The sequence below is a fragment of the Nocardia sp. NPDC059764 genome, assembly GCF_042732555.1.
Taxonomy (GTDB): Bacteria; Actinomycetota; Actinomycetes; order Mycobacteriales; family Mycobacteriaceae; genus Nocardia.
Genome location: NZ_JBHWHH010000065.1, coordinates 1 through 23,276 on the forward strand (window position 1 = coordinate 1; position 23,276 = coordinate 23,276).

A 23,276-nucleotide genomic window follows, 5' to 3' on the forward strand; every position below is an offset into this window, starting at 1 on the left:
CGAATCACCTGCGCCGCACCGGATCACCGGTGCGGCGCAGTGCTTTCCGGGGCTGTCGTGGCTGTGCGGGGCAGCCGTGCCCGGGTCGGCTGGCGGTGGATGGCCGGATCCGCGGTCAGAGATCGTCCGGCAGCACTCGGAACGCCTGGTGGCAGCTGAGCGGTGCGACGGCTCGGAAATCACTTCGGTCCAGCGTCAGCACATCCGAGGTCTCATATCGTTCGGCCAGTGCGATATTCGTGGCATCGGTCAAGTCCAGGCGCAGTGCGACGTATCGCTGCTGCACCCGGCGAGCTATTCGGAGCATCTCGGCCGAAACGTCCGCGATCTCGATGCGCCCCGATCGTTCCTGAGCCAGCAACCAGTCATTGACGCCATATGCCGCCTCCCGATTCAGATTCCGAGTGAGCACATGCTCGATCTCGAGCAGCACCAAGGGCGAAACCACGGTGAGGGAGGCCTGCTGCAGGACCGTACGCGCCGGTCCATGATCGGGCTCGGAGGCATTGAACGCCGCGATCAGGCCCGAGGTATCACCGATCAGGATCATCGTCACCGATCCTGATCGGTAACGATCTCATCCGCCACGGTTCGATGAATCTCCTCGGCGGAAATCGGCCGGCCGAGGTCCAAGACTGGAATATCCCAGTCCTCCTGCCACCGGCGAGTTCGAATCGCCGCGAGGTGGAAGGCTTCCCGGAAGTACTCGGACTCCGGGCGGCCTTCCCGCGCCGCGGCCTGTTTGATCAACTCCAGGTCGTGCTCGTCGACCATTACGGTCGTTTTCTTGAGGGCCATATGGTTATGGTACCCCCACCATAACTTCGGCCGCGGCGCATTCCCGTAGGGGTAGCCGGTGGTGCCGTATCGGCCGGTGGCCAGAACGCGACCGGTCGGGTCGATGACTTCGATGGTGGCCGAGCGTTTGTGTGGATCCATTCCGATGATGACGTTCATCATCCCTCCCAGGTCGGCTGTTGGTCTCCGTGCGGGAGGGCGCCGCTACTTCGAGCCGGGCAGACCCCCTTTCCAGCCACTCCCTGCACGGCACCCGATGGGAGGCAAGCCATGAGAGAGCCACACCAATGACGACGGCGGGCAGCCGAATCTAGGGAGCATCCCACCGGGCACCTGAACCGAATCCTGGCCTGGACCCGGTTGGCCGTGGTGGAGCGGCAGTACCGGATCGAAAGTTCCGGACCCCAAAGGGTGCTGACGCGGGTCAGGTGAGCCTGTGAAGGAAACGATGATGAGGACACCAGCACCTGCGGGCAAGTTGGACACCGACATGGTGAACGGACCGTGGGACGGCGAGTTGGACTGGGACGCAGTGAATTGGCGGACCATCGAGGATGACGTACGGCGTCTGCGGCAACGGATCTTCACGGTGGCCGGGTCAGCTAGTGGTGGGTGGCCGGATCCGCAGCGAGCGAGGCCAGCAGGCGCAGGGCGTCGGCGCTCGGGGAGCCCGGCTCGACGTGGTGGGCGACCAGCGCCTGATCGGGATCGTCGGGCAGGCGCAGGGTTTCGTAACCCAGGTCGAGGCGCCCCACGATCGGGTGCCGGTAGATGTGGCGGCCGTGGGTCTTGTCCTTGAGCTCGTGGCGTTCCCACAGGGCGGCGAATTCCGGGCTCGCGGAGTTCATTTCGGCGATCAGCGCGGTGATGCGGGGGTCGCCGGGATTGCGGGCGGCGTCCACCCGCAGATACGCCACGGTGTCGGCGGCCTTGTCGTCCCAGTCCTCGTAGAGGTCCTTGGCGCCCTCGTCCAGGAACACCAGGTGCAGGAAGTCGCGCTGCTCGGGGGCGATCGCGCCGAAATCGCCGATCAGGGCCGCCGCCAGGCGATTCCACGCCAGCACGCTCACCCCGCGGCCCACGATGTAGGCGGGCACGTCGTGGGCGGCGTCCAGCAGCCGCCGCAGACCCGGGCGCACCTGCTGCGCGGCGGGCGGCTCCTCACCCGACCACGGGCGGGCCAGCAGGTAGAGGTGGTCGCGCTCGACCTGGTTCAGGCGCAGCGCCCGCGCCACCGCGTCCAGCACCGACTCCGAGAACTGCAGACTGCGTCCCTGCTCCAGGCGCACATAATGATCCACGCTCACCCCGGCCAGCAGCGCCAGCTCCTCGCGCCGCAGCCCTGGCACCCGGCGGCGGGCCCCGTGCGAGACCAGGCCCACCTCCTCCGGGCTCAGCCGGGCGCGGCGGGAGCGCAGGAATTCACCGAGTTCGGCGCGACGGTCCAGGGTCATGGAACCAGGTAACCACGCGGGCCCCGGGTTTCATCCTGGTCATGCCGTGCCCAGGCAGACGCCGCACTGTTTGCCGCTGCCGGATCGGACGACTGTAGTGCTCAGCGCCGCACACCACGGCGGACACCGACTCCCGAGGAGCACAGCATGACCTCCCTTCCCACCCGTCAGCTCGGGACCACCGACATGCGCATCAGCCGAATCGGCTTCGGCGCGTGGGCACTCGGCGGCGCGGGCTGGCGCTACGCCTGGGGCGCGCAGGACGACGCCGGCTCGATCGCCACCCTGCGCCGCGCCATCGACGCGGGCGTGAACTGGATCGACACCGCCGCCGTCTACGGGCTCGGCCACTCCGAGGAGGTGGTCGGCAAGGCGATCGGCGACCTGCCCGAGGCCGACCGGCCCTTCGTCTTCACCAAGGCCGGACTGGTCTGGGACGAGAACGACCGCGCCGCCGCGCCCCGGCGGATCATGGCCGCCGCCAGCGTGCGCCGCGAGATCGAGGACTCGCTGCGACGACTCGATGTCGAGCGCATCGACCTGTACCAGGTGCACTGGCCCGACACCGGTGCCTCCCTGGACTTCTCGGACCCGGACGGCGTGGCCGACGCCGTGGTCACCCCGCTGCGTGAGTACTGGCAGACCATGGCCGACCTGGTCACCGAGGGCAAGGTCCGCGCCATCGGCCTGTCCAACCACGACGTCGGACAGCTCGAGATCGCCGAATCCATCGCCCACGTCGACGCCATCCAGCCCCAGTTCTCCCTGATCAAGCGCGCCGCCGCCGACGAATTGGCGTGGGCCGCAGCCCATCACACCGGCGGCATCGTCTACCAGCCCCAACACTCCGGCCTGCTGACCGGCGCCTTCTCCGCCGAACGCGTCGCCGCCCTGCCCGACGACGACTGGCGCAAGGGCTTCCCCGAATTCACCACCGACCTCGACCGCAACCTCGCCCTGGTCGAGGCGCTGCGCCCCCTCGCCGCTGCCCACCACACCACCGTCGGCGCCCTCGCCATCGCCTGGACCCTCACCTGGCCCGGCGTCACCGGCGCCATCGTCGGCGCCCGCACCCCCGCCCAGGTCGACGGCTGGATCGACGCCGCCACACTGGACCTGACCCCCGCCGACCTCGACACCATCGCCACCGCCCTGCGCACCACCGGCGCGGGCGAAGGCCCGATCACCCACTAGGAGCACACCATGACCTTGCACGTCGTCGCCGAACTGCGCGTCACCGCCGGAAACGAGGACCGCCTGCGCACCGCCCTGGAAGCCATGATCGAACCCTCCCTGGTCGAACCCGGCTGCCTGTCCTACCAGCCCTTCACCAACCCCAACGACCCCGCCCACATGGTCGTGGTCGAGGAATGGCAGGACGCCGACGCGCTCGAGAAGCACTTCGCCACCGACCACTTCCAGCACGTGGCGGGGGTCCTGGAGGGCATCCTCGCCGAGCCGATGATCATTCGCCGCCTCATCGCCGAATAGCGTTTGCGCCGGCCGTGTCCCCGCGCCCCACCGCGGGGGCACGGCCGTGGAGGCCGCATCGGCTAGCGAGTCCACATCGCGGGATGTATCTGGAGAACGCCCTGAAATGCCGATGAGCGGTTGTCCGGGCGGGGCTGGCTTTCTGCAATGGCAACTGTCAGAAGCCGACTGGAATCCCGGAGATCGCGGCCTCTTCGGTCACGATGGCAAGGTCGATGTCAGGATTCAACCGATAGACGAGATCGACCGTGATCGGTGTGCCGTCCATAATCGCGTGCAGCGCAGCATGATCAGGATCGGCTGGCAGATCGAAATAGCGGCGGTAGTGGTCGGCCTTGGGCTCTGCGGACCAGTCGGTGAGTTGGTCGAACAGCCAATCCGAGCCGTCGCCGTTCAAATCCTCCTCATCGAGGTGAACGGTCTGGCTTGCGTGCCAACCGCTGTCGGTTGACAGTTGCCAGACACAGACGGTCATAGTCGGTTCCTCGTCGAACCGGAAGGCCGCATCGGTGATGTAGGGGTGAAAGGGTGCGGGGAGACCGTCGGTCAGCCCCGGCCACAACGCACCGGTCGCGCTCCGGCCATAGGTGTTCAGCTCGGAATGGTGGTCGAACCCTCGCACGTACACCCCGGCGCTGCTGAACACGATTGAGTATTCGTCACCGGCGCCGTTGTCCATCGAGGCCAGCGATTCCCCGGGGCGCCAGTCCTCGACGTAACGATACGTCCGGGTCGGATGAGCGTGTGCCATGCCGCCCAGGACACAGTCCAGCAGCGCCAGTACACGGGACCTGTGTCGCAGTTGGTCGGGTGCCGGAAGTGCGTGCAGTACAGCGGTTTCAACCACGGTGCGACTGTAGCTGTCGCGGCCGACAGACGGCGCACTGTAATGCCCCGTCCCGGGCGCTTCGAGACGCCCGCGCGGCTGTGCCCTCAACCGTTGGTGGGCTCAGATTTCCGATATCGCGCGGCTTGAACAGCCTCCGGCATTCGCTGGAGGTATAGCCGAAACCCTTCGGCCTCCGGCTCGAATCCCAGCGACGAGTACAGGCTGTGCGCACCATCGGCGGCATGGCGCTTGTGCGACAACAGCTGCACCTTGTTGCATCCGGCACGCCGCGCATCCTCGAGCAGACGACGCAACATCGCGCTGGCGATTCCCCTACGCCGATATTCCGCAGCGACAACAACAGCCTCGATGAACGCGGTCGGCAAGCAGTCGTAGGTCACGTTCGGCATGACCAACTGGGTGGCCGTTCCCACCGGCTTCCCGTCGATCTCGGCCAGATACACCGTGAGGTCTTCCGAACGTCGCATCATGCGCTCCCAGGTGTAGCGCTGCAGTTCGGTCGCGATACTCGACGGGTCTTGGCCGTGGATCGCCAAGACCGCCAACAGATCCGCTGGCCCTGCCGCCCGGATCACAAGCTCTTCCATGCACGAAGTATCAGTTGCGGATGCCGTGCGCTCGGCTGTCATCGACAAGATCGATAGCCCATCCAGTAGTAGCCGCATACCGCGCTGACCGAACCGGCCAGCGCGGATCGGTGGAAGGCCAACCAGGCGTGACGATCCGAAGCTCGCGGAACGTCTGCAGCTGCCGAATCGTGCTCATTCCGAGGGTGATCTACCGTCGCGGAGCGATCTGCGATCGACCGCCTGGGGGTTGAGGCTGTGATCGTGCCGAGCGCTGCGCATTTCGACGAGCGGGAGATCCCTGCCGAGGTGCTCGAGGTGGCGGCGGTGATCACGGTGTCGCCCGGGCGCACGACGCCTTGCACCCGCCCCGCCACCAGTTAGGCGATGCCGTGTCGATCATGGATGTCCTCGCGCTGCTCGCCGAGGAGCGGCCGGCCGGGTGGGTGGGCTACAAGGACGGATCATGGGCCCCGCTCGGCCGGGACGGGTGGGTTGGTCCGGCGATCACCGCGACCGACTTGATCGAGGTCGCGCGTCACGACCTCGCTGTGCTCGAGGCGGCCGGGTTCATCACGGAGGTAATCGATGTCGAGCCGCTCTCGGTCGTCGACACCGAGCATCCGGGAGGAGGTCAGGCAAATCGGCCCGCTCTCGCATCCGGGCCGGTAGACCCGCTCGCTGTGGCGGAACCGATTTGAACAAGGGAATTGCAGATGTCAATTCGCAGAACAACATCCGTCCTCGTTGGCCTGGCGCTAGCCACCGTGTCGGTGCCCGCCGCCGCGGAGGCGCCGGTGCCCGACGCTCTCGCCAAGTCGTGCGGCTTCGAGTTCACCTGGACCACCGAGCACCCGGCGGCGGTTTCGCTGATGCGCGCGGCGTACGAGCTCGCCGCGCCGGGCCCGCGCCAGTACGGCGAATTCACCCCGATGGCTGGATAGCGGCCAGCCTGAAATACGAGAAGCGCTCGGCACAAATGCCGGGCGCTTCTCGCGTTCACTCGGCGATCCCAGCCCGGGTGGTTACGATCCCGGCCCCGGCTGCAGAGGTTCGGCCAGCGATTCCCGCGCCCGGCGATAACCGCCGCGAGGCCGCTGTTGTGCGGTGGATGCGATTGTTGCCGGGCGGCCGGGCTTCTGTTCGGTTCGGTCGCGTCCCGTGGCGCGAAACATAGGGTGCCGCGGCGGAAGAACGCAGGTAGTGTCGGGCGCATGGTCTCGCGGATTCGATCGACGGCGCTGCTGGTGGGCGCGCTCGTGGTCTCCGCGTGGGCGGTGCTGTATCTGGGTGCCGCGCATCCTGATTCGCTGATCGTGCTCGGCGCTGTCGCGCTGGTCGCGGTCACCGCCGCTGTGATCGCGGCGCGGGGGCCGCTGCTGGTGGCCGTGACCTCGGCTGGGCCGGCGGAGTCGGCTGGGAAGCGGCGTCGCGGCGCGTTTCTGCGGCAGAGCAATCCGGATGCGCCGGGTCGGCCGCGACCGCGAGCGCCCGGAGTCCTCGCGGCCTGACCGCGCGTAGCCGAACCTCAGCCTTCCAAGCTGATGGTGCGAGTTCGAACCTCGTCACCCGGCCGGTGCGCGTCGTTGTCGGGCGATACGCGTCCCGAATCCCCTTCGCCCGCACGTGTGTGCGGGCGTCGCGCAGCGAGGTACTCCATGCTCGACTTCATCTATTACCCGGTGTCCGCCGTCCTGTGGCTGTGGCACACCGCTTTCGCGTCCGTGCTGGGCGCGACCTCCGGCCTGGCGTGGGTGCTGGCCATCGTGTTCCTGGTGCTCACCCTGCGGGCACTGCTGATCAAGCCGTTCGTGGCGCAACTGCGGTTCTCGCGGAAGCTGGCCGAGATGCAGCCGCAGATTCAGGAGATCAAGCGCAAGCACGCGGGCGACCGTGAGCAGCAGGCGCTGGCCATGCAGGAGTTGCAGAAGGAGTCCGGGGTCAATGTGCTGACCGGGTTCCTGCCGATCATCGGCCAGGCTCTGGTGTTCATCGGGCTCTATCACGTGCTGCGGTCCTTCCAGCCCGGTCACACCCAGAATTACGTGTTCGGCGCCGGGCAGGTGCAGTCGTTCTTGGACGCGAAACTGTTCGGCGCGCCGCTGGCGGCCACGCTGTCGGGGGCGGGTTCGGAGTTCGGAACCATTGCCGCGGTCGCGATTCCGCTCATGGTGATCGCCGCGATCGCCACCCACTTCACTGCCCGCGCCGCCATCGCCCGCCAGCCCGCGCCGGCCGACGGTCCGGCGGCCTCGACCGCGCGCATCATGAACACGCTCTCGCAGTGGGTGTTCCCGGCGGGCGCGCTGGTGGTCGGACCGGTCATGCCGATCGCGATCCTGCTGTACTTCGTCACCCAGAATGCCTGGACATTCGCCCAGCAACACGTGGTGGCGACCCGCTTCGGCGACGACCGCGCCGAGCGGGGCGGACGCGGCGAAAGCGCCGGGTCGGCGGCGGTCGCCCACGAATAGCGGGCGCTCGGGTGGTGCGCGGATAAAGCGGTGGCGGTGACCGGATAGGCTGGTAGCTGGTCGCAAGCGGTTTCGGCTGCGTCGCGAACCCCTCGAATCAGCACAGACAAGGACTGCACAGCGCTATGACCAGCCGCATCGAGCTCGCCCGCGTCGACCTGCGCGGACGTACTCCCACTGCTGCCGAACTGCGCGCGGCTCTGCCGCGCGGGGGCGTCGACGTGGACTCGGTGCTGCATCATGTGCGGCCCGTCGTGGAGGCGATCCGCGATCGGGGCGTCGAGGCCGCGCTGGAATTCAGCGCCAAGTTCGACGGTGTGACGCCCGCCTCGGTGCGCGTGCCCGCCGCCGAACTGGACAAGGCCCTCGCCGAGCTGGATCCCGCCGTCCGCGCCGCGCTCGAGGTCGCCATCGAGCGCACCCGCAAGGTCCACAACGACCAGCGCCGCACCGACAAGACCACCCAGGTGGTGCCCGGCGGCACCGTCACCGAGCGGTGGGTGCCGGTCGAGCGCGTCGGCCTGTACGTGCCCGGCGGCAATGCCGTCTACCCGTCCTCGGTCGTCATGAACGTGGTCCCGGCGCAGGCCGCGGGCGTGGAATCGCTGGTCGTGGCCTCGCCGCCGCAGGCGCAGTTCGGCGGCCTGCCGCACCCGACCATCCTGGCCGCCGCCCAGCTGCTCGGCGTCACCGAGGTGTGGGCGGTCGGCGGCGCGCAGGCCGTGGCGCTGCTGTCCTACGGCGGCATCGACACCGACGGCGCGCAGCTGGAACCGGTCGACCTGATCACCGGCCCGGGCAATATCTACGTGACCGCCGCCAAGCGGCTGTGCCGCGGCCTGGTCGGCATCGACGCCGAGGCCGGGCCCACCGAGATCGCGATCCTCGCCGACGCCACCGCCGACCCGGCGCACGTGGCCGCCGACCTCATCTCCCAGGCCGAGCACGACGTGCTCGCCGCCAGCGTCCTGGTCACCGACAGCGTCGAACTCGCCGACGCCGTGGACGCGGCGCTCACCGCGCAGATGGCCGTGGTCAAGCACCACGACCGGGTCGCGGAAGCGCTGTCGGGCAAGCAGTCCGGCACCGTACTGGTCGACGACATCGAGCAGGGCCTGCGCGTGGTCAACGCCTACGCCGCCGAGCACCTCGAGATCCAGACCGTCGACGCCGCGGGCGTGGCCGCCCGGGTGCGTTCGGCCGGAGCGGTTTTCGTCGGCGCCTGGTCCCCGGTGTCGCTGGGCGACTACTGCGCCGGCTCCAACCACGTGCTGCCCACCGCCGGATGCGCCCGGCACTCTTCGGGATTGAGCGTGCAGACCTTCCTGCGCGGCATCCACGTCGTCGAGTACACCGAGGCCGCGTTGAAGGACGTCTCCGGGCACGTGGTGGCACTGGCCAACGCCGAGGACCTGCCCGCGCACGGCCAGGCCGTGCAGGCGCGATTCGGAGAGCTGCGGTGAACACTGTGTCTGTTCCCGGCTCCGATATCTCGCTCGACGACCTGCCGCTGCGCGACAACCTGCGCGGCAAGAGCCCGTACGGCGCACCGCAATTGACGGTGCCCGTCCAGCTCAACACCAACGAGAACCCGCACCCGCCGAGCCAGGCCCTGGTCGACGACGTCGCCGAGTCCGTGCGCGCGGCCGCCGCAGACCTGCACCGGTACCCGGACCGCGACGCGGTCGGCCTGCGCACCGACCTGGCCGCCTACCTGACCCGGCAGACCGGCGTCGCGGTGGACGTGGCCAATGTGTGGGCGGCCAACGGCTCCAACGAGATCCTGCAGCAGCTGCTGCAGGCGTTCGGCGGACCCGGCCGCAGCGCACTGGGTTTCGTGCCCTCGTACTCGATGCACCCGATCATCTCCGAGGGCATCGACACCGAGTGGATCGAGGCCAAGCGCAACGGCGACTTCTCCCTCGACATCGACTTCGCGGTGCTCACGGTGGGGGAGAAGCACCCCGACGTGGTCTTCGTGACCAGCCCCAACAATCCGACCGGGCACAGCATCCCGATCCCGGACCTGGAGCGCATCCTCGACGCCGCCCCCGGCATCGTGGTGGTCGACGAGGCGTACGGCGAGTTCTCCTCCGCGCCCAGCGCCATCGGCCTGATCGACAAGTACCCGACCAAGCTGGTGGTCAGCCGCACCATGTCCAAGGCGTTCGCCTTCGCGGGCGGGCGGCTGGGCTACCTGGTGGCCGCGCCCGCGGTCATCGACGCCATGCTGCTGGTGCGCCTGCCCTACCACCTGTCCGTGGTCACCCAGGCCGCGGCGCGGGCGGCGCTGCGGCACGCGGACGAAACCCTGGGCAGCGTCCACGAATTGGCCGCACAGCGCGACCACGTGATGGCGGCGCTGACCGAACTGGGCTACGACGTGATCCCGTCCGACGCCAACTTCGTGCTGTTCGGCCGCTTCGCCGACGCGGCGCGCGCCTGGCACCACTACCTCGACGAGGGCGTGCTCATCCGCGACGTCGGCATCCCCGGCTACCTGCGCACCACCATCGGCCTGGCCGCCGAGAACGACGAATTCCTGCGCGTCAGCGCGAAACTGGCGTCCGAGGAGCTGATCGCCCGATGACCACCGAACGTCCCGCCGACCGCATCGCCCGGGTCGAGCGCACCACCCGCGAGTCCAGCATCGTGGTGGAGCTCAACCTGGACGGCTCCGGCAAGACCGACATCTCCACCGGCGTCCCGTTCTACGACCACATGCTGACCGCCTTCGGCCAGCACGGCAGCTTCGACCTCACCGTCCAAGCCAAGGGCGACATCGAGATCGAGGCCCACCACACCGTCGAGGACACCGCCATCGTCATCGGCCAGGCCCTGGGTCAGGCGCTCGGCGACAAGAAGGGCATCCGCCGCTTCGGCGACTGCTTCATCCCGATGGACGAGACCCTCGCCCACGCCGTCGTCGACGTGTCCGGCCGGCCGTACTGCGTGCACACCGGCGAGCCGGATCACATGCTGCACACCATCATTCCGAGCGTCGCCCCGACCGCGTCCTACTCGACGGTCATCAACCGCCACGTGTTCGAGTCGATCGCGCTCAACGCACGCATCGCCCTGCATGTGCGCGTGCTCTACGGCCGCGACCAGCACCACATCACCGAGGCCGAATACAAGGCCGTCGCGCGGGCTCTGCGCGCGGCGGTCGAATACGACCCGCGCGTGTCCGGGGTCCCGTCCACCAAGGGTTCGCTGTGACCAAGAAGATCGCCCTGCTCGACTACGGTTCGGGCAACCTGCACTCGGCGAGCCGCGCCCTGGCCCGCACCGGCGCCGAGGTGATCATCACCGCCGACCCCGAGATCGCCCTGAACGCGGACGGTCTCGTGGTGCCCGGCGTCGGCGCCTACGCGGCCTGCATGTCGGGTCTGCTCGCCGTGCGCGGTGACCGCATCATCGGCACGCGTCTCGCCGGCGGCCGCCCGATCCTGGGCATCTGCGTCGGCATGCAGATCCTGTTCGAGCGCGGCGTCGAGTTCGGCGTCGAGACCGACGGCTGCGGCGAATGGCCCGGCACCGTCGAGCGTTTGGACGCGCCGGTCCTGCCGCACATGGGCTGGAACACGGTCAAGCCTCCCGAGGACAGCGTGCTGTTCGCGGGCATGGACGCCGACACCCGCTTCTACTTCGTCCACTCCTACGCCGCCCAGCACTGGGGCTGGACCGACGACGGCGGCGGCCAGATCGCCCCGGCCAAACTCACCTGGGCCGAACACGGCGTCCCGTTCCTCGCCGCGGTCGAGAACGGCCCCCTCTCCGCGACGCAGTTCCACCCCGAGAAGTCCGGCGACGCCGGAGCCCACCTCCTCCGGAACTGGGTCCACTCGATCTGATCGACCGCGCTCGCCCAAACCCCCGGTTCCGCGGCGAATCCGTCAGAGCGCCCGCTTCAGCCCGACGTGACTATTGTCGTACCCGAGCCGCGCGTAAAAGGCGTGCGCCCGCGTGCGGACCCGGTCCGTGGTGACCTGCGCGAGTGTCGCACCTCGGTGCCTGCCGTGGTCGTGCGCCCACTCGAGCATCGCGGTCCCGATGCCGCGAGAGCGTTCCGAGGCGGCGACCCGAACTCCCTCGATCTGGAGGCGGGTGGCCCCGCCGCGGGACAGGCCCGGAATGATGCTGAGCTGCATGGTGCCGACGATCCTGTCGCCCTCGTCCCGGACCACGGCCAGATAGTGCGAGAAATCCCCGGTGATGGCGTCGAACGCCTCCTCGTAGCGGGTAATCTCGGAACCTTCACGGGCACGGCCGATCTCGTCATCGGAGAGCAGCGCGACCAGCGCCGGAACGTCGGCACGCGCCGCCCGCTGCACACGATAGATCCGGTCGCCGAGTCGGAGCCGGCCACCGACCGAAGCCCGCGCCCGGGCCTGCAGCCGGGCGATCAGCGTGTCCAGCCAAGCGCCGACGTGCCGCCGGGCCTCGGGAGTGTCCGGGTACCGGCAGCGCAGGTGCAGCCCGATCTCGTCGAGGACGAACCAGAGCATCACGCCGTCGGTCCGAATCGTCGCGCCGACGTATTGCGCCTCCAATCCGGTCGCGTCGACTCGCACCGGCAGCCGGCGCAGGTCCAGCCACGAAATCGCGAACATCCCCGGCGCCTCGGGCATCCCGCCCCACGGACGCAGGATGTCCTCCAGCGGCCAGGACCCCATCCGGACGGCCTCCTTCACCGCCTCGGCACTGGCACGGGGATCGGGGTCGGCCGACTCGAGCACCGAGTTGGTGATGAACCACCCCACCGAGTCGTGCCAGGTGGTGTCATACCGACTGTGCACCGGAAACACCGCCCGCAGTGCGGTGCCGGCCAGCTCGCGGGTCACCTCGGTCATCGCCCCCACCACCAGCGCCAAGGTCGAGACGCCGTCGTCGCGGGCCTGCGCCGAGAACGCGGCGCTGTCGTCGACGTCGAGGACATCGCGCACCTCCACGCGCTCCTGCTGCAACGTCGCCTCACCCAGCGACAGCGGGAACCGTGGCATCACATCGCCGCTGCCCGCCAGCACCTCAGCCCAGCGGCGGTGCACCTCGGCGGGCGCCGGCGGGAGGTCCCGCAGCGCGCGGGTGTGCTCCGCGAAGGCGGGTACGGGCGGTAACGACGGTGAACGACCCTGCTGCACCGCGGCCAGCGCGGCGAGCAGGTCACGCGCGATCACCAGCATCGACCACATGTCGACGTGCGAGTGGTCGGCGGCGACCACCACGGTCGGCCCGACCGCGGTCTCGAGCACACATAGCCGATGCGACGGAGGACTGTACGGTGAGCAAGCACGGTCGAGCACGGCTCGGAGCGCATCGTTGACCGCCTGCCCCGGAGCGATCACATGCTCGACCCAGCCGCCGGGGAGGATATCGACCTCGTAGAGCTGAGGCTCGCCGTCCGCGCCCGGCACGAAGACCGACCGCAGCGTGCCGTGCCGCTCGATCACCGCCAGCCAGGCGGCCGCGAGCTCGTCGGGCGGTACCGGCGCGGAGAGCTTGAAGGACAACGCCATCCAGGATCCCGCTCGGTCGCCGGCGCCGACATGGCGTCGCTGGTCGAAGGACACGGGAAGAGACCGGCCCACCCGCCCCGTGGTGACGTCGAAGCCCAGGAGGCGGCCGAACGGCAGGCGCAGGTGCGCGACGTTGGTCAGCCGCATGACGGTATCCTAGGCTCCTTCTCGAGCGATCGCCGTCTCACCAGCACCCTGGGAGCCACCGTGCCGACCTTCCGCGTTTCCGGCGCCGACATCGACGTGGAATTGAGCGACGAGGGCGGCCACCCGGTCGTCCAACTGCACGGCCTCACCTCCAGCCGCCACCGCGACCGTCTGATGGACCTCGATCTCGGCCGCGGACTCAGCGGAACCCGATTGCTGCGGTACGACGCGCGCGGTCACGGCCACTCGACGGGTCGTGCCGTCCCCGAGGACTATCGGTGGCCGGTTCTGGCCGATGACCTGCTGAACCTGCTCGACCACTGGTTCCCCGGTGAACAGGTGCACGGCGTCGGTCCGTCGATGGGTACCGGGACACTGCTGCACGCCGCCGTCCGCGATCCCGGCCGATTCGCCGGCCTCACCCTGCTCGTGCCCGCGACCGCTTGGCGCACCCGAGCCGCGAAGGCCGACATCTACCGGAAGAATGCCCGCTTGATCGAGGAGCAGGGAATTGCCGCCTTCCTCGGCGCCGATCTCACCGCGCCTCGCCCGCCGGCCACCGTCGGAACGCCGGAAACCGTGCCGGATGTCGCCGAGCACCTGCTGCCCGCACTGTTCCGCGGGGCGGCGATGAGCGACCTGCCCGCCCCCGAGGCGATCGCCGCGATCGACGTGCCGACCACGGTGTTGGCCTGGACAGACGACCCCGCCCATCCGGTGTCGACTGCCGAGGCGCTGGTGGACCTGCTGCCGAAGGCCACCCTGGAGGTGGCGCAGACACCGGCCGATCTCGCTCGCTGGCCGAGCATCCTGTGCGAGGACGTGGCACGACACGGGTAGGCACGACGGCCTCGCTACTCGGGAGTCCGGCTCCACAGCTCGACGAGTGGTGCGTCGTGGTCGCGGCGTCGCCAATGCTCGGTGAGGCGGTGGAGGCGGGCCGGGGCGCCGATGCCGTGTAGGGCGGCGATCTTGTCGTCGCGCAGTTCCAGGATCGTGACGCTGAGGATGTGGTCGGCGAGGGTGATGAGCATGGCGGGGCAGCCGTTGAGGACGGCGGCGTGGATTGTGGGGGAGCCGTTGAACTGGCGGAGTTTCGCGGGTGTGGGGGTGAATCCGGTTCGGACTGCGATGGCAACGCGTTCGGGGGTGAGGAAGTGGATCAGCTTGGGCGCCGAGCCGCCCGCGCCGTCGGAAGTGGCGGTCGCGTCGGCGGTGAGCAGAGATACGAGGTGGTCGGTGCGGCCCGAGGTGGCGGCGTCGACGAAAGCCTGGACGATGCTGCGGGCGGCGGCGGGGTCGCTGCCGGTGTTGTTGGCGGAGAAGGTGATTCGACGGCGGGCCCGGTGGGCGTGCTGCTGACTGGCGGATTCGGTGATGGCGAGGATGTCGGCGATCTCGGCGTGGGTGTAGGAAAAGGCCTCGCGCAGAACGTAAACGGCTCGTTCGAGCGGGCTCAGACGCTCCATCAGCAGCAGGACCGCCACGGTCACCGATTCGCGTTGTTCGGCGGTCTCGGCGGGGCCCAGCATCGGGTCGCCGTCGAGCAAGGGTTCGGGCATCCAGGCGCCGACCGCGCGTTCGCGGCGGACCTGCGCCGAGCGGAGGCGATCGAGTGCCAGGTTGGTGACGATCTTCGTCAGCCACGCCTCGGGGACCTCGACATAGTCCCGGTCTGCCGCCTGCCACCGCAGGAACGCGTCCTGCACCGTGTCCTCGGCGTCGGCGGCCGAGCCGAGCAGACGGTAGGCGAGGGAGGCCAGCCGGTTGCGACTGGCCTCGAAACACGCCACGGTGGCGGCATCCATGAGCGTCACCCTATGCGGTGACCACATCGACGGGGTGCGGGCGGGCCGGCGCCGAGCGGCGTGTGCGGCTTGGCATTCCGAAGGTCGGGTGGCTGATGCTCCAGCCGCTTCCCGCCACGATCGCCGCCTTGACCAGCGCCGCCGGTCGGCCGCACAGGGCCCCGGGCTTGGCCTGCCCGGCACTGTCGACCAGCTGGAAGATCGCGTCCTCGCGGCCGAGACTGATGTGGTTGCCGACGTAACTCAGAGTGGTCGCCTTGACGGTGCGCCCGGTCCGGTCGCCGAGGATCGCGGCCGCCGCCTGCATGCCGGTGAATCCCGCCGACGCGCACGACATCGGCAGCGGACGACCGTTCTCGCCGATGACGAAGACGCTGTCACCGGCGACGTACACCTCCGGGTGCGAGACCGACCGCATCTGCCGGTCGACCGTGATCTGCCCGTTGGCTTCCACCGCCAGGCCACTGTCGGCGGCGATCGGATGGACGGCGAAGCCCGCGGTCCACACGATCGCATCCGAGGCGAAGACGGTCCCATCGTCGGCGACGGCCCGCCGCGCCTCGACCCGCGCGATGACGGTGTGCTCGTGGATGGTGATACCGAATCGATCGAACGCGCGCAGCAGATGACGGCGGGCCTTCGGACCCAGCCAGCCGCCCAGTTCACCGCTGGTGGCCAGCTGGACCCGCAGTCCTGGACGGGCTTCGGCGATCTCGGTTGCGGTCTCGATCGCGGTCAGATTGCCGCCGACCACGAGCACCGTGCCGTGCTCGCCGAGCTCGTCCAGACGGGCGCGCAGAGCCAGCGCGGACGGCCGTCCGGCGACGTTGAACGCGTGCTCCGCGGCACCCGGAACGTCGTGCACGGCGGCGGTACTGCCGAGCGCGTAGAGCAGGGTGTCGTATTCGATGCGGTGTGTGCCTTCGGCATCGGCGATGGTGACGGTGCGGTGGTCGGCGTCGACACCGATCACCCGCGCCACCCGCAGCCGGATGCCGGTGCCCGCGAACACCTCCGCCAGCGGCCGGTGCGGCAGCGCATGTCCGGCCGCGAGCTGATGCAGCCGCAGCCGTTCGACGAAATCGGGTTCGGCGTTGACCACGGTGATCTCGAAGTCGCGGGAGTGGAGGGTGCGGGCAAGGTATCCGGCGGTGAAGGCGCCGGCGTAGCCGGCCCCGAGGACGACGATGCGGTGCTGCATGATTTCGCTCCTGTCTGGTTCGCGTGCCCTCTGAACGAGACAGCGCGCGGATTCCTGACAGTGCAGTCGGTGAGGTGGGTCACTCCCGCGTCGGGCGGGCGCCGACGGACCAGACGGGGGCGGAGGCGACGCTGGCGAACTGCCAGCCGTCGGGGGTGCGGGCGGCCTCGAAGCGGTAGACCTCGCCGAGGGTGAGGCGGGGCTGGGAGCCGAGGGTGGGGTCTTGGGCGGGCCCCCAGGCGAAGACGGCCAGCAGGTTAGCGCGCACGCGGGCGGTGTCACCGTCCAGGTCGACAATGATTCCGGTGATGATGTGCTGAATGTGCTTGTCGGGGGCGTGGTTTCGGCTGGCCTGGGTGACCAGGGCGGTGCGGCCGACGGCCAGGCCGCCCGGGGTCTGGGCGGTGGCGTCAGGGGTGTAGAGCGTGGCGAGTTCGGCCCAGTCGCCCTCGTCGAGGGCGCGGCCGAGGCGGTGGACCAGCTCGGTGATCTCGAATTTGTCAGCCAGGTCCTGGATTCGGCTGGTGCTGATGTCGATCGCGTTCATGATGAGAGTCTTTCGACGAGATTGTTGGTTTGTCCAACGTTGGTAGAACCAATGTAATTGATCGTGGGTGCTCCCAACAAGTGTTGGTAGATTCGCTGTCATGGACACCGCGCCCGAAGGAGCCTCCGGGCGGTTGCGCGCCTTGCCCACCCGACTCCTGGGCCAGGCCGCGATCATCGCCAACCGCTGCACCGAGAAGGCCCTGGAACCCACCGGTTCCCGCCGCTACCACTACGCCCTGCTCGCCACCCTCGACGAGCACGGCCCGCTCAGTCAGGCCGCAGCTGGACGCCGTACCGGCATCGACCGCAGTGACGTCGTCTCCGCCGTCAACGACCTGGCCGACCGCGGGCTGGTCACCCGCACCCCCGACCCCGCCGATCGCCGCCGCAACACCCTCACTCTCACCCGCGCCGGCCGAGCCCACCTCGCCGAGCTCGACGAACGTTTGGAAGCGGCGCAGCAGGAACTCCTGCCCGGGTTCACCGCCGCCGAACGCGCGAACTTCGTCCTGACCCTCAATCGCATCCTCGAATCGCACGCCGGAGGCAGCTGAACAACCGCTCGGTGGGATGGTGGAAGCCGAGGCAAGCGCGACAACGGAAGGAACGGACATGAAGATTGTCGTCATCGGCGGCACCGGCCTGATCGGGTCGAATGTCGTCAACCGTTTGGGCGATAGTGGCCACCAGGCAGTTCCGGCCGCACCGAGCAAGGGCGTCGACACGGTGACCGGTGTCGGCGTGAAAGAGGCGCTGCAGGGCGCGGACGTCGTCGTCGACGTCTCCAATTCGCCGTCGTTCGCCGACGACGACGTCATGGCGTTCTTCCGCATCTCGACCGCCAACCTGCTCGACGCCGCGCAGAGCGCGGGCGTCGGCCACTACGTCGCGTTGTCGGTGGTCGGCTCGGGCGACCTGCCGGAATCCGGGTACCTGCAAGCGAAGGCGGCGCAGGAGGAACTGATCCGGAGTTCCGGCCTCCCGTACACGATCGTGCGCGCCACGCAATTCTTCGAATTCGCCGGTGGCATAGCCGATTCCGCCACCGTCGACGGCGTGGTCCGATTGTCCGACGGCGGCGTCCAGCCGATGGCCGCCGACGATGTCGCCGCCGCGACCGCGCAGGCCGCGCTGGACTCGCCCCGCAATGGCGCGCTCGAGGTCGGCGGGCCCGAGAAGTTCGGCCTCGACCAGTGGATTCGCACCGTGCTCACCGCCCGATCCGACCCGCGCGATGTGGTCACCGACCCGCAGGCCCGGTACTTCGGGACCCTCCTCGGTCCGGAGAGCCTGGTGCCGGGCCCGGGCGCGGAACTCGCCCCGACCCGGCTCTCGGACTGGCTCGCCCGGCAATGAATCGGGACGGAGGGCGGCCCGGGCGCGGTGGCCGCGCCGCCGCGACTCGGTTCACCCTGCGAACGGTGTGACACCGGGCAACCACTAGGCTTACCCCGTGAGTCTTGTGCTGCTACCTGCCGTCGATGTCGCCAATGGTGAAGCTGTGCGCCTGGTTCAAGGGGAGGCGGGCAGCGAAACCAGTTATGGTTCGCCGCGCGACGCCGCTCTGGCCTGGCAGCAGGCGGGGGCGGAGTGGGTGCATCTGGTCGACCTGGACGCCGCGTTCGGCAAAGGGTCCAATCGCGACATCATCGCCGGGGTCATCGGCGAACTCGACGTGAAGGTCGAACTGTCGGGCGGAATCCGTGACGACGAGTCGCTGAAGGCGGCGCTGGCCACCGGCTGCGCGCGCGTCAATATCGGCACCGCGGCCATCGAGAACCCGGAGTGGTGCGCCCGCGCCATCGGCGAGTACGGCGACAAGGTCGCCGTCGGCCTGGACGTGAAGCTCATTGACGGCGAGTGGCGGTTGCGCGGCCGCGGCTGGGTCACAGACGGCGGCGACCTGTGGGAGGTGCTCGAGCGGCTCGAACGCGACGGCTGCTCGCGCTACGTGGTCACCGACGTGTCCAAGGACGGCACCCTGACCGGGCCGAACCTGGATCTGCTGAGCCAGGTCGCGAACGCGGCCGAGGCGCCGGTCATCGCGTCGGGCGGCATCTCGGTGCTCGAGGACCTGACCGCCATCGCCACCCTGGTGGACGAGGGCGTCGAGGGCGCGATCATCGGTAAGGCCCTGTACGCGGGCCGGTTCACCCTGCCCGAAGCCCTGGCCGCGGTTCGATAACCGCCGATGGCCGCCGAACTCGCCGAACTGCTCGGCATCGCCAGCGCGGTGCTCGACTCCGCCGCACCGCGTTTCGTCGAGGGCATCGGGGCGCCGAGCGCGGTCGAGAAGGGGCGCAACGACTTCGCCACCGAACTCGACCTGGAACTCGAGCGCACCATCTCGCAGCGACTGGCCGAGCGCACCGGAATCCCGGTGCACGGCGAGGAATTCGGCGGCCCGCAGCTGACCTCGGGCACCGCGTGGGTGCTCGACCCGATCGACGGCACCTTCAACTACTCGGCGGGCAGCCCCATGTGCGGGATGCTGCTGTCGCTGGTGCGTGACGGCGTCCCCGTCATCGGCCTGACCTGGCTGCCGATCCTGGGCCAGCGCTACGCGGCCGTCGACGGCGGGCCGCTGCTGCTCAACGGCACCCCGCTGCCGCGGCTGGCCCCGGCCAAACTGGCCACCGCCATGATCGGGTTCGGCAGCTTCAATATCGATGGGGCGGGCCGGATTCCGGGCATCTTCCGCTTCAACCTGCTGGGCGCGCTGTCGCGGCTGTCGGGCCGGCAGCGCATGTACGGCTCCACCGGCATCGACCTGGCCTACACCGCGTCCGGAATTCTGGGCGGGGCCGTGGTGTTCGGACATCACCCGTGGGACAACGCCGCGGGCGTGGTGCTGGTCCGGGCCGCGGGCGGGGTCGTCACCGATCTGCTGGGCGCGGACTGGACCATCGAATCCGGTTCGGTGCTGGCCGCCGCGCCCGGCGTGCACGAGGAACTACTGGAACTGATCGCCGACACCGCCGATCGGGTCCGAGGAGAGGCAGAGCAGTGACACTTGCAGTACGCGTGATTCCGTGCCTGGACGTCGACGCCGGGCGCGTGGTCAAAGGCGTCAACTTCGAAAACCTCAGGGACGCGGGCGATCCCGTCGAACTGGCGGCCATCTACGACGCGCAGGGCGCGGACGAGCTGACCTTCCTCGACGTCACCGCCTCCACCGGCGACCGCGGCACCATGATCGACGTGGTCACCCGCACCGCCGAGCAGATCTTCATCCCGCTCACCGTCGGCGGCGGCGTGCGCACCGTCGAGGACGTGGACCGGCTGCTGCGCGCGGGCGCGGACAAGGTGTCGGTGAACACCGCCGCCATCGCCCGTCCCGAGGTGCTGCGCGAGATGTCGGAGCGGTTCGGCTCGCAGTGCATCGTGCTGTCGGTCGACGCCCGCACCGTGCCCGCGGGCCAGGACCCCACCCCGTCCGGCTGGGAGGTCACCACCCACGGCGGCAAGCGCGGCACCGGCATCGACGCCGTGGAATGGGCCGTGCGCGGCGCCGAGCTGGGCGTCGGGGAGATCCTGCTGAACTCGATGGACGCCGACGGCACCAAGGCCGGCTTCGACCTGACCATGATCCGCGCGGTGCGCGCCGCGGTGTCGGTGCCGGTCATCGCCTCCGGCGGCGCGGGCAAGGTCGCCGACTTCGCCCCGGCCGTGCAGGCGGGCGCGGACGCGGTGCTGGCCGCCAGCGTCTTCCACTTCGGCGATCTCACCATCGGCGAGGTCAAGGACGCCATGCGCGCGGAAGGGATCACGGTTCGATGAGCGGCCTGGATCCCGCGATCGCCGCGCGCCTCAAGCGCAATGCCGACGGCCTGTTCGCCGCCATCGCCCAGGAGAAGAGCACGGGCGACGTGCTGATGATGGCGTGGATGGACGACGAGGCGCTGGCCCGCACCCTCGACACCCGCAAGGGCACCTACTACTCGCGTTCGCGGCAGCAGTACTGGGTGAAGGGCGAGACCTCCGGCCACACCCAGTACGTGCACGAGGTGCGTCTGGACTGTGACGGCGACACCGTGCTGCTCATCGTCGACCAGGAGGGCGCGGCCTGCCATACGGGCACCCACACCTGCTTCGACACCGACGTGCTGTTGTCGCAGGGCGATCGGCTGCTGTCCGACGAGGGCTGAGCCTCAGTCGGATTCGGCGGGATCCAGACCCAGATGCGAGCTGGGCCGCCCCGAGCGGCCGAGCCCGCGGGTCATGCCCTTGTCGAGCTGTGCCACCAGGGTTTCACCGAGTGCCAGCAGTTGCTCGGTCTGATCGGCGTCGAGGCCGTCGAACACCAGGCCGCGCACGCACTCCAGATAGCCGGGTCCGGCGTCGCTGACCTTGCGATATCCCGCGTCGGTGAGCACGGCCTGGGCCCCGCGACGGCCGGTCAGCGCCACGCGTTGCGCCCAGCCGAGCCGCTCGAGTTTGGACACCACATGCGAGAGCCGTGATAGCGATGCATTTGCCTTTTGCGCGAGGTCGCTGAGTTGCAAGCGGTGATCGGGTTCTTCGGAGAGCAAGGCCATCACGAAGTATTCGAAATGGGTAATCCCGGACTCGCGTTGCAGCTGGGTGTCCAAAGCGGCGGGCAGTCGGGTGGTGAGCGCGATCAGGGTTCGCCAAGCTCGCTGTTCTTGGGGATTCATCGACTTGGTCACCGTGCGCGCCCTCTCGTACCAGCCGAGTGACGGTTGGTCCCCGACCGTTCGAGAGCCCGTGTCGCGGCATCGAACAAGTCACTCGCACGTCAAAGTTTGCCACGACTTCGCTCGCCAGTCACGATGTTGCCGAATGACGTGACATCGATCACGCGTGTTACGCGCGGAATTAGTTCGTGCCGACTTCGGGAGGATTTGCCGGAGTTTCCGGCGACACGCTCGGTTTTTCCGGTTCGTTTCGCTGTCTGTCGGCGCGGTGGCGGCGGAATCGCTTGCGCACCAAGAGAAATGCGACCAGCAGGAACAGCGCGGCGGCGATGATCGCGCCCGCCAGGCAGGCGCCGCGGAATCCCGGGGCGTCGACGTCGAGAATGCGTTCCCCGGCGTGCGCGGCACTGGAGTTGCCCCACACGATGGTCAGCGTCATCAAATTCGGGATGGCGAGGACCAGGGCCAGCACGGCGGCCCCGCCCGCGACGAACTTTCCGGCCCGTTTACGCCAGAACAGACCCGCCGCCAGGAACAGGAGGAGTGGCACCGCTGTGCAAATCAGCCCCATCAACAGGCCGTACCAGATGCCCTTGGCGAAACTCGAACCGACCATTTCCCCCAGGCGCTGCGCCCACCACCGCGGAATGAACGCGGCCAGGATCAGATAGGACAGCCACAACACCGCCAGGGTCGCGACCGCGGCAATGATGCGATTGCGCCACGTGACGAAGGTTGAAGACTTTCGCTCCTGCTCGGTGCCGGCCGTAGTCATGCGCTCAGCGTATGTCCGAATTGTCGGCGGGCGAAGCATCGACGCGACGGGGTCGCGCGCCGGGACCGAGCGGGAGCGGTCCGTCAGCGTTCGCGCAGGAACTTCAGGGCTTCGTCGGCGTGCACGTTGGCGCGCATCTCGCTGGTGATCACCTTGGCCACGGTCCGATCCGGGTCGATCACGAAGGTGGTCCGCTTGACCGGCACGATCGCGCCCAGCAGGCCGCGCTTCACGCCGAACTCCGCGGCGACCTTCGCGCCCGGGTCCGAGAGCACCGGGTAGCCCAGTCCCTGCTTCTCGGCGAATCCCGACTGCACCTCGACCGAATCCGCGCTGATGCCCACGCAGCTCGCCCCGGCGGCCTTGAATTCCGTTGCCAGATCCCGGAAGTGGCACGCCTCGGCGGTGCACACCGGCGTGTTCGCCGCGGGATAGAAGAACAGCACCACCGGGCCGTCCGCGAGCAGTGACTCGAGCGAACGCGGGGTGCCGGACTGATCCGATAGTTCGAAATTGGGTGCCAGCTGACCGACCTTCATGCCCGTACCCTACCCCCAATTCATCGTGCACGAGCTATCTGGGGACGCGGTGACCGTCCGGCCGGAATCCCTTGCCGGGCACGGGGCTCGGTGAGTGCCCGCCGCCGGCCTGTCGGCTGGTTCCCTGCCTGGGGGTCCGGGGGTCGGCCCCCGGAGCCCCAACCACCCTCGACACGCGGTGTCGGTGCGGTGTCACGCCCCGATCAGGGCGGCGACCTCCGGGTTCTTGATGTTCATCACGTCGAGGATGCCGTGGGCGCGCAGGAACGGCTTCAGTTCCTTGATGCGATCGGTGTGCTCGGCGTACTCGTCGGGGAAGTTGCGCGGATCCAGCGACTCGAGCGCCTTCACGTAGGTGACGAACGAGGAGATGGCGGAGTACTTCCCGCCGGGGTTCACATGCATCATCCGAGGCGGCTGACCGGGCATGACGCCCGGGGCCATCTGCGG

General features: G+C 69.0%; 30 protein-coding genes. 17 read left to right on the forward strand and 13 right to left on the reverse strand.

Annotation, left to right across the window (positions count from 1 at the left end):
- Positions 1-115: 115 nt before the first annotated feature.
- The 3 genes from ACFV4K_RS16565 to ACFV4K_RS16575 form a co-directional block, all read right to left on the reverse strand.
- Positions 116-550: a type II toxin-antitoxin system VapC family toxin gene (locus tag ACFV4K_RS16565; protein ID WP_379275727.1), complete on the reverse strand. Its 435-nt coding sequence runs from the start codon at positions 548-550 to the stop codon at positions 116-118.
- 2 nt (positions 551-552) lie between these two features.
- On the reverse strand, positions 553-957 hold the full coding sequence (locus ACFV4K_RS16570) for a hypothetical protein (protein ID WP_379275665.1): 405 nt from the start codon (positions 955-957) through the stop codon (positions 553-555).
- A gap of 443 nt (positions 958-1,400) precedes the next feature.
- On the reverse strand, positions 1,401-2,252 hold the full coding sequence (locus ACFV4K_RS16575; protein ID WP_379275667.1) for a helix-turn-helix transcriptional regulator: 852 nt from the start codon (positions 2,250-2,252) through the stop codon (positions 1,401-1,403).
- A gap of 147 nt (positions 2,253-2,399) precedes the next feature.
- Between ACFV4K_RS16575 and ACFV4K_RS16580 the strand changes: the two genes are divergently transcribed.
- Positions 2,400-3,446, forward strand: coding sequence for an aldo/keto reductase (locus ACFV4K_RS16580; RefSeq protein WP_379275669.1), 1,047 nt, complete (start codon positions 2,400-2,402; stop codon positions 3,444-3,446).
- A gap of 9 nt (positions 3,447-3,455) precedes the next feature.
- Positions 3,456-3,743, forward strand: a complete 288-nt coding sequence (locus tag ACFV4K_RS16585) for a putative quinol monooxygenase (RefSeq protein ID WP_379275671.1) — start codon at positions 3,456-3,458, stop codon at positions 3,741-3,743.
- A 157-nt stretch (positions 3,744-3,900) separates the two neighbouring features.
- Here ACFV4K_RS16585 and ACFV4K_RS16590 read toward each other — a convergent pair whose 3' ends face one another.
- Together ACFV4K_RS16590 and ACFV4K_RS16595 are read right to left on the reverse strand one after the other, a co-directional pair.
- Positions 3,901-4,590, reverse strand: coding sequence for a hypothetical protein (locus ACFV4K_RS16590; protein WP_379275672.1), 690 nt, complete (start codon positions 4,588-4,590; stop codon positions 3,901-3,903).
- An 86-nt stretch (positions 4,591-4,676) separates the two neighbouring features.
- Complete coding sequence (locus ACFV4K_RS16595; RefSeq protein ID WP_379275674.1) at positions 4,677-5,180, reverse strand: GNAT family N-acetyltransferase; 504 nt, start codon at positions 5,178-5,180, stop codon at positions 4,677-4,679.
- A gap of 371 nt (positions 5,181-5,551) precedes the next feature.
- Between ACFV4K_RS16595 and ACFV4K_RS16600 the strand changes: the two genes are divergently transcribed.
- The 8 genes from ACFV4K_RS16600 (at position 5,552) to hisH (ending at position 11,487) form a co-directional block, all read left to right on the forward strand.
- Complete coding sequence (locus ACFV4K_RS16600; protein ID WP_379275676.1) at positions 5,552-5,860, forward strand: hypothetical protein; 309 nt, start codon at positions 5,552-5,554, stop codon at positions 5,858-5,860.
- Positions 5,861-5,875: 15 nt separating this feature from the next.
- The gene (locus ACFV4K_RS16605; protein WP_379275678.1) at positions 5,876-6,103 is read left to right on the forward strand and encodes a hypothetical protein; all 228 of its coding nucleotides are present in this window, start codon (positions 5,876-5,878) and stop codon (positions 6,101-6,103) included.
- A gap of 270 nt (positions 6,104-6,373) precedes the next feature.
- Complete coding sequence (locus tag ACFV4K_RS16610; RefSeq protein ID WP_379275680.1) at positions 6,374-6,670, forward strand: DUF6412 domain-containing protein; 297 nt, start codon at positions 6,374-6,376, stop codon at positions 6,668-6,670.
- 147 nt (positions 6,671-6,817) lie between these two features.
- Positions 6,818-7,633, forward strand: coding sequence for a membrane protein insertase YidC (gene yidC, locus ACFV4K_RS16615; protein ID WP_379275681.1), 816 nt, complete (start codon positions 6,818-6,820; stop codon positions 7,631-7,633).
- A gap of 125 nt (positions 7,634-7,758) precedes the next feature.
- Complete coding sequence (gene hisD / locus ACFV4K_RS16620; RefSeq protein WP_379275683.1) at positions 7,759-9,096, forward strand: histidinol dehydrogenase; 1,338 nt, start codon at positions 7,759-7,761, stop codon at positions 9,094-9,096.
- A gap of 5 nt (positions 9,097-9,101) precedes the next feature.
- Complete coding sequence (locus ACFV4K_RS16625) at positions 9,102-10,223, forward strand: histidinol-phosphate transaminase (RefSeq protein WP_379275729.1); 1,122 nt, start codon at positions 9,102-9,104, stop codon at positions 10,221-10,223.
- A complete protein-coding gene (hisB, locus tag ACFV4K_RS16630) occupies positions 10,220-10,852 on the forward strand; it encodes an imidazoleglycerol-phosphate dehydratase HisB (protein ID WP_379275685.1) in 633 nt (210 codons plus the stop codon). The genes ACFV4K_RS16625 and hisB overlap by 4 nt, the downstream gene beginning before the upstream one ends.
- Entirely contained in the window at positions 10,849-11,487 is a 639-nt protein-coding gene (hisH, locus tag ACFV4K_RS16635) for an imidazole glycerol phosphate synthase subunit HisH (RefSeq protein ID WP_379275687.1), read from the forward strand. Before hisB ends, hisH begins: the two co-directional genes overlap by 4 nt.
- Before the next feature lie 42 nt (positions 11,488-11,529).
- Here hisH and ACFV4K_RS16640 read toward each other — a convergent pair whose 3' ends face one another.
- The gene (locus ACFV4K_RS16640; protein ID WP_379275689.1) at positions 11,530-13,296 is read right to left on the reverse strand and encodes a GNAT family N-acetyltransferase; all 1,767 of its coding nucleotides are present in this window, start codon (positions 13,294-13,296) and stop codon (positions 11,530-11,532) included.
- Between the two features lie 60 nt (positions 13,297-13,356).
- Between ACFV4K_RS16640 and ACFV4K_RS16645 the strand changes: the two genes are divergently transcribed.
- On the forward strand, positions 13,357-14,136 hold the full coding sequence (locus ACFV4K_RS16645) for an alpha/beta fold hydrolase (RefSeq protein ID WP_379275691.1): 780 nt from the start codon (positions 13,357-13,359) through the stop codon (positions 14,134-14,136).
- Between the two features lie 14 nt (positions 14,137-14,150).
- Here the strand turns inward: ACFV4K_RS16645 and ACFV4K_RS16650 are convergent, their stop codons facing one another.
- The 3 genes from ACFV4K_RS16650 to ACFV4K_RS16660 form a co-directional block, all read right to left on the reverse strand.
- Positions 14,151-15,104: a sigma-70 family RNA polymerase sigma factor gene (locus ACFV4K_RS16650; protein WP_379275692.1), complete on the reverse strand. Its 954-nt coding sequence runs from the start codon at positions 15,102-15,104 to the stop codon at positions 14,151-14,153.
- Positions 15,105-15,114: 10 nt separating this feature from the next.
- Complete coding sequence (locus ACFV4K_RS16655) at positions 15,115-16,305, reverse strand: NAD(P)/FAD-dependent oxidoreductase (RefSeq protein ID WP_379275694.1); 1,191 nt, start codon at positions 16,303-16,305, stop codon at positions 15,115-15,117.
- Between the two features lie 79 nt (positions 16,306-16,384).
- Positions 16,385-16,852 (reverse strand): nuclear transport factor 2 family protein, encoded by a 468-nt coding sequence (locus ACFV4K_RS16660; RefSeq protein ID WP_379275696.1) that lies wholly within the window; start codon positions 16,850-16,852, stop codon positions 16,385-16,387.
- Between the two features lie 100 nt (positions 16,853-16,952).
- On the opposite strand from ACFV4K_RS16660, the gene ACFV4K_RS16665 reads away from it, so the two are divergent.
- The 6 genes from ACFV4K_RS16665 (at position 16,953) to hisI (ending at position 21,002) form a co-directional block, all read left to right on the forward strand.
- Positions 16,953-17,408, forward strand: a complete 456-nt coding sequence (locus ACFV4K_RS16665) for a MarR family winged helix-turn-helix transcriptional regulator (protein ID WP_379275698.1) — start codon at positions 16,953-16,955, stop codon at positions 17,406-17,408.
- A 58-nt stretch (positions 17,409-17,466) separates the two neighbouring features.
- Complete coding sequence (locus ACFV4K_RS16670) at positions 17,467-18,210, forward strand: SDR family oxidoreductase (RefSeq protein ID WP_379275700.1); 744 nt, start codon at positions 17,467-17,469, stop codon at positions 18,208-18,210.
- 97 nt (positions 18,211-18,307) lie between these two features.
- Complete coding sequence (gene priA / locus ACFV4K_RS16675) at positions 18,308-19,039, forward strand: bifunctional 1-(5-phosphoribosyl)-5-((5-phosphoribosylamino)methylideneamino)imidazole-4-carboxamide isomerase/phosphoribosylanthranilate isomerase PriA (RefSeq protein ID WP_357097970.1); 732 nt, start codon at positions 18,308-18,310, stop codon at positions 19,037-19,039.
- A 6-nt stretch (positions 19,040-19,045) separates the two neighbouring features.
- Positions 19,046-19,864, forward strand: a complete 819-nt coding sequence (locus tag ACFV4K_RS16680; protein ID WP_379275702.1) for an inositol monophosphatase family protein — start codon at positions 19,046-19,048, stop codon at positions 19,862-19,864.
- Positions 19,861-20,634 (forward strand): imidazole glycerol phosphate synthase subunit HisF, encoded by a 774-nt coding sequence (hisF, locus tag ACFV4K_RS16685; RefSeq protein ID WP_379275704.1) that lies wholly within the window; start codon positions 19,861-19,863, stop codon positions 20,632-20,634. Before ACFV4K_RS16680 ends, hisF begins: the two co-directional genes overlap by 4 nt.
- The gene (gene hisI, locus ACFV4K_RS16690; protein WP_357285815.1) at positions 20,631-21,002 is read left to right on the forward strand and encodes a phosphoribosyl-AMP cyclohydrolase; all 372 of its coding nucleotides are present in this window, start codon (positions 20,631-20,633) and stop codon (positions 21,000-21,002) included. Before hisF ends, hisI begins: the two co-directional genes overlap by 4 nt.
- A gap of 3 nt (positions 21,003-21,005) precedes the next feature.
- Here the strand turns inward: hisI and ACFV4K_RS16695 are convergent, their stop codons facing one another.
- The 4 genes from ACFV4K_RS16695 to ACFV4K_RS16710 all read right to left on the reverse strand — a co-directional run bounded on the left by ACFV4K_RS16695 (position 21,006) and on the right by ACFV4K_RS16710 (position 23,234).
- Positions 21,006-21,512, reverse strand: coding sequence for a MarR family winged helix-turn-helix transcriptional regulator (locus ACFV4K_RS16695; RefSeq protein ID WP_379275730.1), 507 nt, complete (start codon positions 21,510-21,512; stop codon positions 21,006-21,008).
- Positions 21,513-21,693: 181 nt separating this feature from the next.
- Positions 21,694-22,287, reverse strand: coding sequence for a permease (locus ACFV4K_RS16700; RefSeq protein ID WP_379275706.1), 594 nt, complete (start codon positions 22,285-22,287; stop codon positions 21,694-21,696).
- Between the two features lie 83 nt (positions 22,288-22,370).
- Complete coding sequence (locus ACFV4K_RS16705; protein WP_379275708.1) at positions 22,371-22,826, reverse strand: peroxiredoxin; 456 nt, start codon at positions 22,824-22,826, stop codon at positions 22,371-22,373.
- Between the two features lie 192 nt (positions 22,827-23,018).
- Positions 23,019-23,234: a hypothetical protein gene (locus tag ACFV4K_RS16710; protein ID WP_379275710.1), complete on the reverse strand. Its 216-nt coding sequence runs from the start codon at positions 23,232-23,234 to the stop codon at positions 23,019-23,021.
- Between the last annotated feature and the right edge of the window lie 42 nt (positions 23,235-23,276).